The organism is Pseudomonas donghuensis, from assembly GCF_000696345.2.
GTDB lineage: Bacteria > Pseudomonadota > Gammaproteobacteria > Pseudomonadales > Pseudomonadaceae > Aquipseudomonas > Aquipseudomonas donghuensis.
The window spans coordinates 1,039,608-1,055,494 of sequence record NZ_CP071706.1; the positions used below are offsets into that span (position 1 = coordinate 1,039,608).

Consider the following 15,887-nt stretch of genomic DNA (forward strand, 5'->3'; position numbering starts at 1 on the left):
CTATCCTCAGGCGCATTCCCCATTCCCTGGAGCGCCCCATGTCCGCCAACGCACTCTTCACTCCCTTCCAACTGGGCACCCTCGCGCTGCCAAGCCGGGTGGTCATGGCACCGATGACCCGTACCTTCTGCCCTGGCGGCGTACCGCACGCGCAAGTGGTGGAATACTACCGCCGCCGCGCCGCGGCAGGCGTCGGCCTGATCATCACTGAAGGCACCACGGTCGGCCACAAAGCCGCCAATGGCTACCCGAATGTGCCGCGTTTTTACGGGGAAGACGCCCTGGCCGGCTGGAAAAAAGTCGTCGAAGCCGTGCATGCCGAAGGCGGACGCATCGTTCCGCAGCTCTGGCACGTGGGTAGCGTGCGCCGCCTGGGCACCGAGCCGGATGCCAGCGTGCCGGGCCATGGTCCGAGCGAGAAGCTCAAGGATGGCCAGGTGGTGGTGCACGGCATGACTAAGGCCGATATCCGTGAAGTGATCGAGGCTTTTGCTCAGGCTGCCCGCGACGCCCAGGCCATTGGTATGGACGGTGTCGAGATCCATGGCGCCCATGGCTACCTGATCGACCAGTTCTTTTGGGACGCCAGCAACCAGCGCAGCGACGAGTATGGTGGCGACCTGGCTGGCCGTTCGCGATTTGCCATCGAGCTGATTGAGGCGGTGCGCGCGGCGGTGGGCCCGGACTTCCCGATCATTTTCCGCTTCTCGCAGTGGAAGCAGCAGGATTACAGCGCGCGCCTGGTGCAGAGCGCCGAGGCGCTGGGGGCGTTCCTGCAGCCGTTGGTCGACGCCGGTGTGGATATCTTCCATTGCTCGACCCGGCGCTTCTGGGAGCCGGAGTTCGAAGGCTCGGACCTCAACCTGGCCGGCTGGACCCGCCAGCTCACCGGCAAGCCGACCATCACCGTCGGTAGCGTCGGCCTGGATGGCGAGTTCCTGCAGTTCATGGTCGCCACCGACAAAGTGGCACAGCCGGCTAGCCTTGAGAACCTGCTCAAGCGCCTGAACAACGACGAGTTCGACCTGGTGGCGGTCGGCCGGGCGCTGCTGGTGGACCCAGACTGGGCAGCCAAAGTGCGTGATGGCCGCGAGCAGGACATCCTGCCGTTCAGCCGTGAGGCGTTGACGACTCTGGTTTGATTGCAAGTGCTGCCGGGCTCGGGCGCGCAACGTTGCCCTGGCCCTGGCGGCAGGCTGCCTGCAAGTGCGCTTCGAACTGCTCGACAATCGCCGGCCAGCCCTGGCGGCTGGCGTGCTGGCGGGCATTGAGGCGCACCCGGCGCAGGGTTTCCGGCTCTTCGAGCAACCAGGCGGCGGCATCGATAAAGGCCGCTTCGTCACCCGGCATGGCCAGTGCGCCGCTGTGCCCGTGGCGGATGTGCTGGGCTGCTGCCGCTTCATCGTAGGCGACCACGCCCAGGCCTGAAGCCAGGGCTTCAAGCACCACATTGCCGAAGGTTTCGGTCAGGCTGGGAAACAGGAACACATCCCCCGAGGCATAGTGCTCGGCCAGCGTTTCGCCACGCTGGGCGCCGCAGAACACTGCGCCCGGCAGGTGTTGTTCAAGCATGCTGCGCTGGGGCCCGTCACCCACTACGATCAGCTTGATGCGCCGCTGTGGATACTGCTGCTGCAGGGCCTCCAGGCACGGCTGGAGCAAACCGAGGTTCTTCTCGGCGGCCAGGCGCCCGACATGCAGCAGGGCGATATCGTCATCGCCCAGGCCCCATTGTTCACGCAACGCCTGATTGCGCCGTGCCGGGTTGAACAGCTGGCTGTCGACCCCGCGGGCCATCAGGCTGAGGTTATCGAAGCCGCGCCGTTCCAGCTCCAGGCGCTGGCTGAGGCTGGGCACCAGGGTGGTGTGGGTGCGCCGGTGGAACCAGCGCAGGTAGTGGGTCAGCAGGCGCGCCAGCAGGCCCAGGCCGTACTCGCTGGAGTATTGCTGGAAGTTGGTGTGAAAACCGCTGACCACAGCAATCCCCAGGCGCCGCGCGGCGCGCAGGGCGCTCAGGCCCAGCGGGCCTTCGGTGGCGATGTACAGCACGTCGGGGCGTTGCCGGCGCCAGCGGCGGATCAACTTGTGCATCGACACCTGGCCCCACTGCAAACCCGGATACCCCGGCAACGGCCAGCCCCGGCACAACAGCAGGTTTTCATCGCTGGCAGAGGGCTGTTCGGCCAGTTGCCGCGGGCGCACCAGCTCGACCCGGTGACCGCGCGAGCGCAAGCCATCGCTGAGGCGGCCAAGGGTATTGGCCACGCCGTTGATTTCCGGTGGGAAGGTTTCACTGATCAGGGTGACATGCAGGGACGGTGTGCTCATGAAGCCAGTGTCGACCGCCCGGATTGCCGCTCTGTGACCAATAAATGACAGATCGATGACGCCTGATTACCGGCGGTTTTCAGCGCTTAAATATTTCCCAGCAAGTGACTCAAGATTGCCTGGCCAGCAGCCGATGCAGAGGCATTCGAATGACTGGTTTCGCTCCGGGAGAGCGTCATGTTCAACAGCAAACTCAAGAAAGAAATCCTCCAGCTGCGTGAAGACCTGCAGTCCATGGAACAGGTCAAAAGCAGCCTCGACAGCGAGATGCTGGTGTTACAACTCGACCCTCAAGGGCGAATCGAATCGGTCAACAGCAACTTCGAAAAAGAGATGCTCTATAGCGGCCATCAACTGATTGGTCGCAACATCGAGGAAATCGTTCCCCCGCACGTCAAGCAGCTCGACTTTTACCAGCGCATGAAGCACGCCATCACCCGTGGCGAGCACCTCAATGGCGCCTTCCGCCTGCTGCGCGGCAATGGCCAGGAAGCCTGGTTGCGGTCGATCCTGCAGCCGGTGAAAAACAGCGAAGGGCGGATCAAGTACTTCTCCCTGCATTCGAGCGACCTGACCCGCACCATCGAAACCTCCCGCGAGCACGAAAGCCTGATCAAGGCGCTGATGCGCTCCACGGCGGTGATCGAGTTCAACCTCAATGGTGAAGTGCTGACCGCCAACGACCGCTTTCTGCAGACCATGGGCTATAAGCTCGATCAGGTCGTGGGCAAGCACCACCGCTTGTTCTGCGAGCCTGAGGAGTACAACTCGGTGGCCTATCAGGCCTTCTGGGACAAACTGCGCCATGGTGAGTTCGTCGCCGAGCGCTTCAAGCGGATCGATGCCCATGGCCGTGTGGTGTGGCTGGAGGCGTCCTACAACCCGATCATCGATGCCCACGACGTGCTCTACAAAGTGGTCAAGTTCGCCACGGTGATCACCGACCAGGTCAACCAGGAAACCGCCGTAGCCCAGGCTGCCGACATCGCCTACAACACCTCGCTGGAAACCGACGCCTGTGCACGCAAGGCCACTGAGGTGGTGACCCAGACCGTGGACGTCATGCGCGGCCTGGAAACCTACATGCAGGAAGCCGCCGAAGGCATCGAGGCGCTGGACAAGCAGTCGCAGGTGATCGGTTCGATCATCAAGACCATCAGCGACATCGCCGGGCAGACCAACTTGCTGGCCCTCAACGCCGCCATCGAAGCCGCCCGTGCCGGCGAGCAGGGGCGCGGCTTTGCCGTGGTTGCCGACGAGGTCCGGCAACTGGCCTCGCGCACCAGCACCGCCACCGAAGAAATCGCTCGCGTGGTGCAGCAGAATGAGCAATTGGCCAAGGCGGCGGTGGATATCATCGACAGCAGCAAGCGCCAGGCCGAGCAGGGCCTGTCCCTGGCCGGGCAGACCGGTACGGTGATCGTCGAGATTCAGGACGGTGCGCAGAAGGTAGTCAATGCGGTGGGGCAGTTCTCCAACCAGCTGTCGAACTGATGGCTGCGCCGCGTAGCCGGGCGGCTACGCGGCCAGGGCTCAGGTGCGTTCGCGCACCCAGAACAGCGTGGCGCCGGCCACTGCGGCCGGCATCATCAGGATGTTGAGGAAGGGCACCAGCAACACCAGGTACACCGAACCGCCAAAGCCCAGGCTCTGCCAGCGTTTTTCGCGCAGCCAGGCGAGCATGTCCTGCCAGCTCATCTTGTGGTTATCCGCCGGGTAGTCGATGTACTGGATAGCCATCATCCAGATACCGAACAGCAGCCACAGCGGCGCGGCGATGATGTTCACCACCGGGATCAGCGAGAGGATGAACAGGCCGATCGCCCGTGGCAGGAAGTAGCCGAGCTTGCGCGCCTCGCGACCGAGGGTGCGTGGCACCATGGCCATGAGCTCCGCCCAGCTGAAGGCCGGGAAGTCATCGGTGCCGCGCACCACCACTTCGACCTTTTCTGCCAGGAAACCATTGAACGGCGCGGCAATGACGTTGGCCAGCATGGTAAAGGTGAAGAACACCATCAGCCCGACCAAAACCACGAACAGCGGCCACAGCACGTAGTTGAGAAAGCTCAGCCAGCTCGGCAGGCTGGGCATCAGCGAATCGACCCAGAGGCTGAACTGATGGCCGGCAAAGTAGATCAGGCCGACGAACAGCAGCAGGTTGACCGCCAGCGGCAGCAACACGAACAGGCGCAGGCTCGGGCTCAGGACCAGTTTCAGCCCTTCGCGCAGGTACTGTGGGCCAGAGAGGACAGGGGCTTGCATAAAGGGGAAGGCTCCGGGTAAAGGCAAACGCGCTGACCTTACCGAGTTTGTGCGCCTGGCGAAAGCGCGGTGCAGAGCGAGAAACGGGCTGTAACAAAACCTCGGCAGCATCCCGGGCAGGGCTTCATAGATAAACCACGAGCGCTTTTGTTGATAAATAGAGCAGGCCTATAAGGTGGATTGTCTAAGGATATTTCCTTAATCTCTGCCACCTCGCTAAAGTGCGCACATCTTTTCAACGCCTTCGAATTCTGATTTTCAAGGAGTTTCCATGAGCATTCTGGTCAACAAGCAAGCCCCTGATTTCGATGCGGCGGCGGTGTTGGGCGACGGTTCGATCGTCGACAGCTTCAAGCTTTCTTCCCTGCGCGGCAAATACGTCGTGCTGTTCTTCTGGCCGCTGGACTTCACCTTTGTCTGCCCGTCGGAAATCATTGCCCACAACAATCGCATGGACAAGTTCCGCGAGCTGGGTGTGGAAGTGGTCGGTGTGTCCATTGACTCGCAGTTCACCCACCACGCCTGGCGCAGCACCCCGGTCGAGAAGGGCGGCATCGGCGCGGTCGAGTTCACCATGGTAGCCGACGTCAAGCACGAGATTACCCGTGCCTACGGTATCGAGCACGATGACGGCGTGGCCCTGCGTGCCTCGTTCCTGATCGACCAGCAAGGCGTTGTCCAGCACCAGGTGGTCAACAACCTGCCGCTGGGCCGCGAAGTCGACGAGATGATCCGCCTGGTCGAAGCCCTGCAGTTCACTGAACAGCACGGTGAAGTCTGCCCGGCCGGCTGGCGCCCTGGCCAGAAAGGCATGAAGGCCGACGCCAAGGGCGTTGCCGACTACCTGGCCGAGAACGCCGCCAGCCTGTAAGGCTGCGATTCAACGTTTTTCAGGACCTGCGGCCAAAAGCCTTCCCCAAGTGCTTCGCAGGTTCTTTTTTATTCCAGCCGGTGATCCCGGCGATACGATGCGGGCAATTGAACGCCCGCTCGACAGGAGTGTGACATGTCTGAAGTACGTCATTCGCGAGTGATTATTCTCGGTTCCGGCCCTGCCGGTTACAGCGCTGCCGTGTACGCCGCGCGCGCCAACCTCAAGCCGCTGCTGATCACCGGCATGCAGGCCGGCGGCCAGCTGACCACCACCACCGAAGTCGACAACTGGCCGGGCGACGCCCACGGCCTGACCGGCCCGGCGCTGATGCAACGCATGCAGGAACACGCCGAGCGTTTCGAGACCGAAGTGGTGTTCGACCACATCAATGCCGTTGACCTGGCCAGCAAGCCGTTCACCCTCAAGGGCGATAGCGCCACCTACACCTGCGATGCATTGATCATCGCCACCGGTGCCAGCGCTCGCTACCTGGGCCTGCCATCGGAAGAAGCGTTCATGGGCAAGGGCGTTTCCGCCTGCGCGACCTGCGACGGCTTCTTCTACCGCAACAAGCCGGTGGCCGTGGTCGGTGGGGGTAACACCGCTGTTGAGGAAGCCCTGTACCTGGCCAATATCGCCAGCAAGGTCACCCTGGTTCACCGCCGCGAGACCTTCCGCGCCGAGAAGATCCTGGTCGACAAGCTCAACGCCCGCGTGGCCGAAGGCAAGATCGAGCTGAAACTCAACGCCACCCTGGACGAAGTGCTGGGTGACAATATGGGTGTCACCGGCGCGCGTCTGAAGAACAACGACGGCAGCTTCGACGACATCAAGGTCGATGGCGTGTTCATCGCTATCGGTCACACCCCGAACACCTCGCTGTTCGAAGGCCAGCTGACCTTGAAAGACGGCTACCTGGTGGTGAATGGCGGCCGTGACGGCAACGCCACTGCGACCAACGTTGAAGGTGTGTTCGCTGCCGGTGACGTGGCTGACCATGTTTACCGTCAGGCCATTACCTCGGCCGGTGCCGGTTGCATGGCGGCGCTGGATGTCGAGCGCTACCTGGACGGCCTGCAGAACGCAGCGCTCTGATAGAGTCAATCTAAAAAAACCGGCCCTAAGGCCGGTTTTTTTATACCTGCAGTCAGCCTCAGAGGCTAAGGCGCATCGACAGATCCACCGCCTTTACATCCTTGGTCATCGCCCCGATCGAGATGTAGTCCACACCCGTTTCAGCAATCACCCGCAGGGTGCTTTCAGTCACGCCGCCACTGGCTTCAAGCTTGGCCTTGCCGCCGTTCAGGCGCACCGCTTCGCGCATGTCGTCCAGGCTCAGCTCATCGAGCATGATGATGTCGGCGCCCGCATCCAGGGCTTCTTTGAGCTCGTCCAGGCTTTCTACCTCGATCTCCACCGGTTTGCCTGGGGCAATGCGGTGCGCGGCGGTGATTGCCTCGGCGATACCGCCACTGGCGGCGATGTGGTTTTCCTTGATCAGGAACGCGTCGTACAGGCCAATGCGGTGGTTGTGGCAACCGCCGCAGGTGACCGCGTATTTCTGCGCCAGACGCAAGCCGGGCAGGGTCTTGCGGGTGTCGAGCAACTTGACCTGGGTGTCGGCGACCTTGTCGGCGAGAAATTGCGCGTGCGTGGCAACGCCCGACAGCATCTGCAGGAAGTTCAGCGCCGAGCGCTCGCCACTGAGCAGCGAACGCGCCGGGCCTTCAAGGTTGAACAGCACCTGGTTGGCGCTGGCGCGGTCGCCATCCTTGACCTGCCAGTGCACCGCCACCCGCGGGTCGAGCTGACGGAACACCGCATCGACCCAGGCCGTGCCGGCAATCACGCAGTCGTCGCGGGTAATGATGGTGGCCTTGGCCAGGCGCTCGGCCGGGATCAACTGGGCGGTGATGTCGCCGCTGCCGATGTCTTCGAGTAACGCACGGCGCACGTTGGCTTCGATTTCGGCGGTCAGGTCGGCGAGGCGTAAATTCGGCATGGCGGGCTCCACAAGCTAAGTGCCCGGGATTATAGGGCAGGGCAGCCTGCGCTTGCAGCAAACACTGCAGGGGTGGCCAACGCTTGACCTTTGGTCAGGCCGAATGAGCGTTTTACCCGGACCTGGGTCTATCGGCAGCGGCGTGCCGTGCACTGGCGAGTGAAGGGTTTTTACTCGATAATGCGCCTTGTATTTGGCGTCATAGCTTTGACGAGCGTTCAAGCGCTCAAAACCGAACCGGCAAGGAGACCAGGATGCACAACGACGGGAAGGTGGTGCCGATCAAGGCCATCACCGAACAGGCGCACAATGCGCCCCTCGCTCGTCTGCCGGTGGTGCTTCTTCAGGTCCGTGACAAGGCCGCGCTGCAGCTGCGCCAAAGCCTGCAGGCGCTATTCGACAACGCTGACGATACGCTGTTCGAGATGGCCGACAAGGCCGCCAACAATGTTGAACAGAACATCCTTTTCGAAGCCATGCGCGACCTGCGCCTCAAGCGCAAGAACATCGAGCGCGGCTATCTCGACCACTTCTATGAAGCCTTCGTGCAGATCGGTCAGTCCGATGCACTGCCGGCCCTGCATAGCGATGCCAGCGAGCGCCTGACCCTGGTGGCCAACGATGAGCTGGAGCGCAACATGGCCCTGGATGCCATGGTCGCGCGGGTACTGGCGCGCGACGGCATCGCCCTGAACCAGTTGACCTTGCGCTTCGGCGCCCTGGTGGGCCAGACGCTGGACGATGCGCGCAACCCGCTGGGCCCGGCGATGCTCTGTGATTATTTTTTGCGCGCCGGGCGCAGCCTGGGAGTGGGGATCAAGGTCAAACTGATCATTCTCAAGCTGTTCGAGCGTTATGTGCTGCAGGATGCCGACCCGTTGTACGGCGAAGCCAACCAGTTGTTGATTGCCACCGGCGTGCTGCCCGAGCTCAAGGCCGTGCCGCGACGCCGGGCTCGGGAGCGGCCACTGGCCGAATGCGAGCCGTCGGCCAGCCAGGGCGACAGCAAACCGCACAGCAACCCGCTGGATGCCAACGGCCAGGCGGTGTTCGCCTCGCTGCAGGCCTTGCTCTCGCCGGTACGCGGGCGTGTTGCCCCGCGCCTTGAGGCCTGCGAGCAGGTGCAGGCGATCAGCACCCGTGACCTGTTGCGCCTGCTCTCGCACCTGCAGCACTACGTGCCGCCTACCTCTGAGAGTGACGATTTCGACCTGCACCAACAGCTGCAACAACTGCTGACCCGGGTCAGCGTCAAAAGCGGCACCTACCGCAAGATCGAGGTGGTCGACGAGGATGTCATCAACCTCATTGCCATGCTCTTCGAGTTCATCCTTGGCGATCGCAACCTGCCGCACTCGCTGCGAGCCCTGATTGGTCGCCTGCAGATCCCGATGCTCAAGGTGGCGGTGCTCGACAAGAGCTTCTTCAGCCGCAGCAACCACCCGGCCCGGCGCTTGCTCAACGAGATTGCCACGGCGGCCATGGGTTGGGGAGCCAGCGATGATTGCCAGCGCGACAGCCTGTACCTGCGGGTGGAAAAAATCGTTCAGCGCCTGCTCAGCGACTTTGTCGATGACCCGGCGATCTTCTCTGAACTGCTCGCCGAGTTTCTTGCCTTCAGCAGTGACGAGCGACGCCGCAATGAGTTGCTTGAGCAGCGCACCCGCGATGCCGAAGAAGGCCGCGCACGTACCGCACTGGCGCGTCAGCGGGTGCAGCAGGAATTCAATCAGCGCCTGCTTGGCCGTTCGTTGCCGCGGGTGGTGGTGCGCTTTCTCGAACAGGCCTGGAGTCAGGTGCTGTTGCTCGCCTGTCTCAAACACGGCGACACCTCTCGCCAATGGCTTGAAGCGCTGGAAACCATGGATGAACTGATCTGGAGCGTGCAGCCGCACGGTGACGAGCAGGCACGCCTGCGCCTGCTGGAACTGGTGCCGGGGCTACTCAAGGCGTTGCGCGATGGCCTCGCCGGCGCCGCGTTCGATCCCTTTGCCACCAGCGAGTTCTTCGCCCAGCTCGAAACCCTGCATGTGCAGCTGTTCGATACCGCGGTGGAGGGCGGGCGCGTTATCCCTGTCAATGCCAGCGAACGGGTGCTGGTGCTCGATGAAATCGTCTTGCGTGCCCCCGAAGGCGGTGAGTCGGAAGCTTCCCTGGTGCGCCTGGCCGATGACGACCCGGCGTTGTTGCAGGTCGAGCGTCTGCGTATTGGCGCCTGGGTCGAGTTGATCGGCGACGATGAAGTGCAGCGCTGCAAGCTGATTGCCCAGATCGACAGCACCGACCGTTTCATTTTCGTCAACCGTACCGGGCTCAAAGTCCGCGAATGGTCGCGCATGGCCCTGGCCGTGGCCTTGCGCCGCGGCCATGTACGCTTGCTGGACGACACCCTGTTGTTCGACCGGGCACTGGACTCGGTGCTCAGCCAGTTGCGCCAGGCGCAGGCACGCTAGATTCCTACGCGTTTTAACGATGCAACTATAGCCACCACGGGGCATACTGAGCCGGTGCCCCCGTGTCTCAGGATTTTCTATGCAACTGGACCGCGCTACTGGCTGGTTCGCCGGCGTCTGCCATTGTCCTTCGCCCAATTGCAATGCCCGCGCCGAAGGCGAAGTCATCTCCCTGCTGGTTATCCACAACATCAGCCTGCCGCCGGCGCAATTTGGTACCGGTAAGGTCCAGGAGTTCTTCCAGAACCGGCTGGATGCCAGCGAGCACCCCTATTTCGAAGGCATCAAGCACCTGCGCGTGTCGGCGCATTTCCTCATCGAACGTGACGGCAAGGTCACGCAGTTTGTCTCCTGTCTGGAGCGTGCCTGGCATGCCGGGGTGTCCTGTTTCGAGGGGCGCGAGGCGTGCAACGACTTTTCCATCGGCATCGAGCTTGAAGGCACTGACGAGCTGCCCTTCACCGATGCCCAGTACCAGGCACTGCAAGCATTGACCCGGCAGATCCAGGACGCCTGGCCGGCCATTGGCACTGAACGGATTCAGGGCCACAGCGACATTGCTCCGGGACGCAAGACCGACCCCGGTGGCGCTTTTGACTGGCTGCGCTACCGCGCAAGCCTCAAGGACAAGGAGGACGAAGCATGAGTTTTCTGGTGTTGTTGCTGGTGTTGTGGTTCGAGAAGTTCTCGGCCCTGCGCCAGCGTCTGCAACGCGACGGTTTTTATGTCACCGAACTTACCCGCCTGGAGCGTGACGGCAGGCGCCATCCCAGGTGGGTGCTGACCATCCTGGTGGTGCTGCCGGTGGCCTTGCTGGCCTTGCTGCTGCACGTGCTGGAGCCGGTGGCCTATGGCTTGCTGGCCTTGCCGGTGCACCTGCTGGTGCTGATCTACAGCCTCGGCCGGGGCGACATCAAGGCCGCCCAAGGGCCGTTTCGCGATGCCTGGCGGCGCGGTGACGAGCAAGCAGCGGTGCATGTCGCCGAGCGCGACCTGGGTTTGACCGCCGACAATGCCCAGGCCCTGCTGGAGCGGGTGCAGGGCAACCTGTTGTGGCAGGCCTACCAGAGCTTTTTTGCGGTGATTTTCTGGTACTTCCTCCTCGGCCCGGCCGCAGCCCTGGCGTATCGGCTGCTGGCACTGACCGCCGAGCATGGGCGTACCCCTGTGCTGCGCGACCATGCCTTGCAATTGCGCCACGCCTTTGACTGGGCACCGGTACGCGTGCTGGGCGTAAGCTTCGCCCTGGTCGGCAACTTCGTTGCAGTCAGCCGGGTGATGTTGCACGAACTGCTGAACTGGCACATCAGCGCGGCCGGCTTGATCGACTCGCTCGGCCGCGTCGCCGCTGAACTGCCCGGCAACGCGTCGGCAGGCCCCGATGGCCTGCTCGGCCTCGACAACCTGTGGGAGCTGCTGCTGCGCTCGGCAGTGCTCTGGTACGCCTGTTTCGCCCTGTGGACCGTGCTCGGCTAAAGCCCATCGCGGAGCGGCCGTTGGTCGCTCCGCTGCCGGTTAACCTTAAGTTACAAACCCCCGATCCGATATGCGCTATACAGGTGTTGCTGAATACGTTCGGTGGCCTTGTGCCACTGTGGGGGCGCAAACCGCAATCGCGGGGCAAGCCCGCTCCTGCAGAGGATGGTGCAAAGGCAGGAACCGTAAAAACAATAAGAATCGGAGGGCACCACCCTTGAAGAGCCTGTTGTATCCGGCCATCGCGCTGATGAACCGCCTGAGCTTCGGGATGAAGTTCAGCCTGATCAGTATTCTGTTTTTCCTGCCCATGCTGGTCACCAACTACTACCTGGTCCGCGATTCCTATGCGCAGTTCCATGCCACCCGCACCGAACTGCAGAGCCTGGAACTGCTCGGCAGCAGCCTGGCCTTGCGCGGTGACGTGGAAACCCTCGGCAACCTGGTGCAGATCAACGCCGTGCTCGGTCAGTCGGGCAAGGCCGAGGATGTCGAGGCGCAGATCGCCAGCGTCGAGCAACAGGTGCAGAGCCGCTTGTCCGGCTTGATTGCAGTGAGCGGTGACGAGGCCCAGGCCAAGGCTTTCGATGGCAAGCGCGCCGAGATGCTCGAGACGCTCAAAACCGCCCAAAGCGAGACCTCGCTGTTGAGCAAGGTGGCGCTGTTCGACAAGCTGCTGGGCCAGGCCCAGGTACTGAGCAAGGTGATTGCCAGCCAGGCCGGGCTCAGCCAGGACAGCGACTCGGCGATCCGCCAGCTGAGCGAACTGATGACCACGGTGACCCCGCAAGTTACCCAGACGCTCGGCGAAGGGCGGGCCATCGGCTCGTATTCGCTAGGCCAGGGCTTTGTCAATTCGGCCTCCAGCGCGCGCTTCGATGACCTGTTGTTGAAACTGGAAAAACTCGGCGCCGACTATGCCATCCGCCTGGATGAGGCGCTTGCCACCGAGCCCGGCGCGCAGGTCAGGCTTGGCAGCCTGGGCAACAGCAGCCAGGCGTCGCTCAAGCAGGCCAGCGAGCTGATCGAAGAACAGGTCGTGGTGGCCGACACCCTCGATGCACCGTGGCCGGGGTTCTACAAGCAGATTAGCGGCTTGATGGCGCAGACCTACACGCTCAATACCGCCATTGGCGAGTTTCTCGGCCAGCAGCTCGAGCAGCGTCTGGCCGAGCACCGGTTGCACATGATTTTGCTGGTGTCGGCGCTGGCGGCCGTATTCCTGCTGATCGTCTACCTCTATAGCGGCTTTTACGCCTCGACCCGCAATACCCTGAAAAGCCTCGGTGCGGTGATGGACAAGGTTGCCGCCGGCGACATGACGGCGAATTTCCAGGCCAGCAGCCGCGATGAACTGGGTGAGTTGGGCCAGGTGTTCAACGGTACGGTGCGGCGCATCCATGACCTGATCGAGCAGGTCGGCCATACCGTCGCCGAGGTCGAGCGCCAGGCCGAGCAGGTGCATGCGGTATCGGCGCGCAGCAACCAGGCGGTCAGTGGCCAGCGCGGGCAGATCGAGCAGGTGGCCACGGCCATGAACCAGATGTCGGCAACTGCCCAGGAGGTAGCGCGCAGCGCTGCGGCGGCAGTCAGCAGCGCCCATAGCGTCAACCAGGAAACCGTCAGCGGACGTGGCCTGGTGGAAACCCAGCAAGGCAATATCGCCCGCCTGGCCGGCGAGATCGATCAGTCGGTGGCGGTGATCAACCAGCTGGCCAGCGACAGCCAGGCCATCAGCCGGGTACTGGAGGTGATCAAGAGCATCGCCGAGCAGACCAACCTGCTGGCCCTCAATGCCGCCATCGAGGCGGCCCGGGCGGGCGAGCAGGGCCGCGGTTTTGCCGTGGTTGCCGATGAGGTGCGCACCCTGGCCAAGCGCACCCAGCAGTCCACCGAAGAGATCGAGCAGATGATCTCGCGCCTGCAGGGTGGGGTAGGGGCCGCAGTCAAGGCCATGGACAGCAGCCATCAGATGGCTTCGGGCACGGTTGGCGAATCGCAGCAGGTGCAGCAGGCGCTGGAGAACATCCTTGGCGCCATTGGCAGCATCGTCGACCAGAACCAGCAGATCGCTGCGGCGGTGGAGCAGCAGACGGCGGTGGCCCACGACATCGACCAGAACATCGTCGAGATCAACCGGGCGGCGGAAAACACCACCCAGGGCGCGCACCAGACCGAGGACGCCAGCCGCCAGCTGTCGACCCAGGTGCTGGAACTCAAGCGCCTGATCGGTGCGTTCCGGGTCTGAGATCAGCGGTTGCTGAAGTTTTCCACGCTGTGACAAAGTAGCGCCCTGAAGGATTCCAGGGGGCCGGATGTGTCGGCAACGCTGCGGGTGTAGTCTCACCCTCACAGCACACGGAACCTCGAGTCCAAGCGATTCGGCTCCCTCAGCAAATTCACTGACGAGGTACAGACATTGGCCATTATCCATCCCAAAGTCCGCGGTTTTATCTGCACCACTACGCACCCGACCGGTTGCGAGCTGAACGTACGTGATCAGATCGAAGCCACCCGCAAGCAGGGCGTGCGCGAGGATGGTCCGAAAAAGGTCCTGGTGATCGGTGCTTCCAGCGGTTACGGCCTGGCGGCGCGCATCACCGCCGCCTTCGGCTTCAAGGCCGATACCCTGGGCGTGTTCTTTGAAAAGCCGGGCACCGAGACCAAGGCCGGTACTGCGGGCTGGTACAACGCTGCCGCTTTCGACAAGTTCGCCAAGGCCGAAGGCCTGTACAGCAAGTCGATCAACGGCGACGCCTTCTCTGACGAAGCGCGGGCCAAGGTCATCGAGCTGATCAAGAACGAAATGGGCGGCCAGGTCGACCTGGTGGTCTACTCCCTGGCGTCGCCGGTGCGCAAGCTGCCACAGACTGGCGAGCTGGTACGCTCGGCCCTCAAGCCAATTGGCCAGCCGTACAAGTCAACCGCCATCGACACCAACAAAGACACCATCATCGAGGCATCCATCGAGCCTGCCAGCGAGCAGGAAATTGCCGACACCGTCACCGTCATGGGTGGTCAGGACTGGCAGCTGTGGATCGACGCCCTGGACGCCGCCGGTGTTCTGGCGCCGCAAGCGCGCACCGTGGCCTTCAGCTACATCGGCACTGAAATCACCTGGCCGATCTACTGGCACGGCGCCCTGGGCAAGGCCAAGATGGACCTGGACGAAACCGCCAAGCGCCTGGAGCAGAAGGTCGGTGGTGGCGCCAACGTCGCGGTACTGAAATCCGTGGTCACCCAGGCCAGCTCGGCCATCCCGGTGATGCCGCTGTACCTGTCGATGGTCTTCAAGATCATGAAAGAGAAGAACGTTCACGAAGGTACCCAGGATCAGCTCGACCGCCTGTTCCGTGACCGTCTGTACCGTGCCGATGGCGCGCCGGCGGCGCTGGACGAAGAAGGCCGCCTGCGTCTGGACGACTGGGAGCTGCGCGACGACGTACAGGATGCCTGCAAGGCACTGTGGCCGCAGGTGACCACCGAGAACCTGTTCGAAATTACCGACTACGCCGGTTACAAGAAGCAGTTCCTCAACCTGTTCGGTTTCGAGCGTCAGGATGTTGACTATGACGCCGATGTGGCTACCGACGTACGGTTCGACTGCATAGAGCTGTAAGTAGCACTTGCCAAGTGTTTGTTGCTGCACCTGTTTTTAACCGGGTGCGGCAACAGTTTCAGTCTTGAAACAATTTGAAACAAGTCCGTTTCTGGCCCTTTGCTACTCCCGCGCCGCCACTGTTCTATACCACTCTCTACATGCCCTTTTAAACCGTCAAGGTTTCGACAGGAGGCACCATGAGTGGGCTACAAAAACTAAAAGAGCGGATCAGGCAAAAGGGTCTGCAAAAAGTCCTTAAAACCCTCTATGAGCGTTACATCTTCTTCCATTGGGAGTTGCTGTGGATGGAACGCGACCTGGTCAGCCCGGTACCGCCGCACAACCTGCGCGACCATCCTGCGGTACGCCTGGTGGACATCACCGCGGAAAACGCCGATGCCTTCGCCCGCTATTTTGGCGACCGCGTGCAGACCATGCGCGAGCTGGCCGCCGAAGGCCATACCGGGCACATGTACCTGGATGAACAAGGCGATGCCGTAGGGTTCATCTTTGCCAGCATGCGCGACTATCACGACCGTCATTATTACGGCTGCACCTTCCCGGTGAAGCCCGGTGAGTTCTTTGAATTCGGCGGCGAAATGACCCGCGCCTACTTTGGCACTCGTTTGTCGGCAGATGCCCAGGTCAGCCTGTGGGAGACCATGCGCGCCAAGGGTTGCCACACAGTGGTGGATGTCTGTGAAACCCACAATATCCCGGCGCTCAAGATGCATTTGCGCATGGGTTATCAAGAGCAGGGCCGGGTGACGCACGTGTATGGGGTGTTCGGGCGCTGGCGCCTGTTCCGCGAAACCCGCTACGATGGCTCGCGACTGAGCGACTTGCGCAAGGTCCCTGCACCGCAGGTAGCGGCTTCGGCGTGACAGAGGT

The 15,887-nt window shown here is 62.4% G+C and carries 12 protein-coding genes and 3 pseudogenes; 12 read left to right on the forward strand and 3 right to left on the reverse strand.

Annotated features, from left to right (window positions below):
* Positions 1–38: 38 nt before the first annotated feature.
* A complete protein-coding gene (locus tag BV82_RS04705; RefSeq protein WP_010223553.1) occupies positions 39–1,142 on the forward strand; it encodes an NADH:flavin oxidoreductase in 1,104 nt (367 codons plus the stop codon).
* On the opposite strand, the gene BV82_RS04710 is transcribed toward BV82_RS04705, so the two are convergent.
* Positions 1,111–2,328, reverse strand: coding sequence for a glycosyltransferase family 4 protein (locus BV82_RS04710; protein WP_036993864.1), 1,218 nt, complete (start codon positions 2,326–2,328; stop codon positions 1,111–1,113). The two genes, BV82_RS04705 and BV82_RS04710, sit on opposite strands and share 32 nt — an antisense overlap.
* A 267-nt stretch (positions 2,329–2,595) precedes the next feature.
* On the opposite strand from BV82_RS04710, the pseudogene BV82_RS26635 reads away from it, so the two are divergent.
* Positions 2,596–3,231 (forward strand): annotated as a pseudogene (locus BV82_RS26635) (PAS domain-containing protein); the annotation flags it as partial.
* Between the two features lie 231 nt (positions 3,232–3,462).
* Positions 3,463–3,822: pseudogene (locus BV82_RS26640) on the forward strand (methyl-accepting chemotaxis protein); the annotation flags it as partial.
* Positions 3,823–3,861: 39 nt separating this feature from the next.
* On the opposite strand, the gene cysZ reads toward BV82_RS26640, so the two are convergent.
* Entirely contained in the window at positions 3,862–4,590 is a 729-nt protein-coding gene (gene cysZ / locus BV82_RS04720; RefSeq protein WP_010223550.1) for a sulfate transporter CysZ, read from the reverse strand.
* Between the two features lie 271 nt (positions 4,591–4,861).
* Between cysZ and BV82_RS04725 the strand changes: the two genes are divergently transcribed.
* Positions 4,862–5,461: a peroxiredoxin gene (locus BV82_RS04725; RefSeq protein ID WP_010223549.1), complete on the forward strand. Its 600-nt coding sequence runs from the start codon at positions 4,862–4,864 to the stop codon at positions 5,459–5,461.
* A 135-nt stretch (positions 5,462–5,596) separates the two neighbouring features.
* Positions 5,597–6,559 (forward strand): thioredoxin-disulfide reductase, encoded by a 963-nt coding sequence (gene trxB, locus BV82_RS04730; RefSeq protein ID WP_010223548.1) that lies wholly within the window; start codon positions 5,597–5,599, stop codon positions 6,557–6,559.
* Positions 6,560–6,617: 58 nt separating this feature from the next.
* Here trxB and nadC read toward each other — a convergent pair whose 3' ends face one another.
* Positions 6,618–7,466 carry a carboxylating nicotinate-nucleotide diphosphorylase gene (gene nadC, locus BV82_RS04735; RefSeq protein ID WP_010223547.1) on the reverse strand — a complete coding sequence of 283 codons (849 nt, stop codon included), beginning with the start codon at positions 7,464–7,466 and terminating at the stop codon, positions 6,618–6,620.
* 254 nt (positions 7,467–7,720) lie between these two features.
* Between nadC and BV82_RS04740 the strand changes: the two genes are divergently transcribed.
* The 7 genes and pseudogenes from BV82_RS04740 to BV82_RS04765 all read left to right on the forward strand — a co-directional run bounded on the left by BV82_RS04740 (position 7,721) and on the right by BV82_RS04765 (position 15,880).
* A complete protein-coding gene (locus BV82_RS04740; RefSeq protein WP_036993865.1) occupies positions 7,721–9,919 on the forward strand; it encodes a DUF1631 domain-containing protein in 2,199 nt (732 codons plus the stop codon).
* Between the two features lie 79 nt (positions 9,920–9,998).
* Positions 9,999–10,565: a 1,6-anhydro-N-acetylmuramyl-L-alanine amidase AmpD gene (gene ampD / locus BV82_RS04745; protein ID WP_010223545.1), complete on the forward strand. Its 567-nt coding sequence runs from the start codon at positions 9,999–10,001 to the stop codon at positions 10,563–10,565.
* Positions 10,562–11,395 (forward strand): regulatory signaling modulator protein AmpE, encoded by an 834-nt coding sequence (gene ampE / locus BV82_RS04750; RefSeq protein ID WP_036993866.1) that lies wholly within the window; start codon positions 10,562–10,564, stop codon positions 11,393–11,395. Before ampD ends, ampE begins: the two co-directional genes overlap by 4 nt.
* A 1,186-nt stretch (positions 11,396–12,581) precedes the next feature.
* Positions 12,582–12,788 (forward strand): annotated as a pseudogene (locus tag BV82_RS26645) (HAMP domain-containing protein); the annotation flags it as partial.
* Positions 12,789–12,938: 150 nt separating this feature from the next.
* Positions 12,939–13,643 (forward strand): methyl-accepting chemotaxis protein, encoded by a 705-nt coding sequence (locus tag BV82_RS26650; RefSeq protein WP_374045997.1) that lies wholly within the window; start codon positions 12,939–12,941, stop codon positions 13,641–13,643.
* Positions 13,644–13,814: 171 nt separating this feature from the next.
* Entirely contained in the window at positions 13,815–15,014 is a 1,200-nt protein-coding gene (gene fabV, locus BV82_RS04760) for an enoyl-ACP reductase FabV (protein ID WP_010223542.1), read from the forward strand.
* Positions 15,015–15,193: 179 nt separating this feature from the next.
* Positions 15,194–15,880, forward strand: a complete 687-nt coding sequence (locus BV82_RS04765; protein WP_026001356.1) for a GNAT family N-acetyltransferase — start codon at positions 15,194–15,196, stop codon at positions 15,878–15,880.
* Positions 15,881–15,887 lie beyond the last annotated feature (7 nt).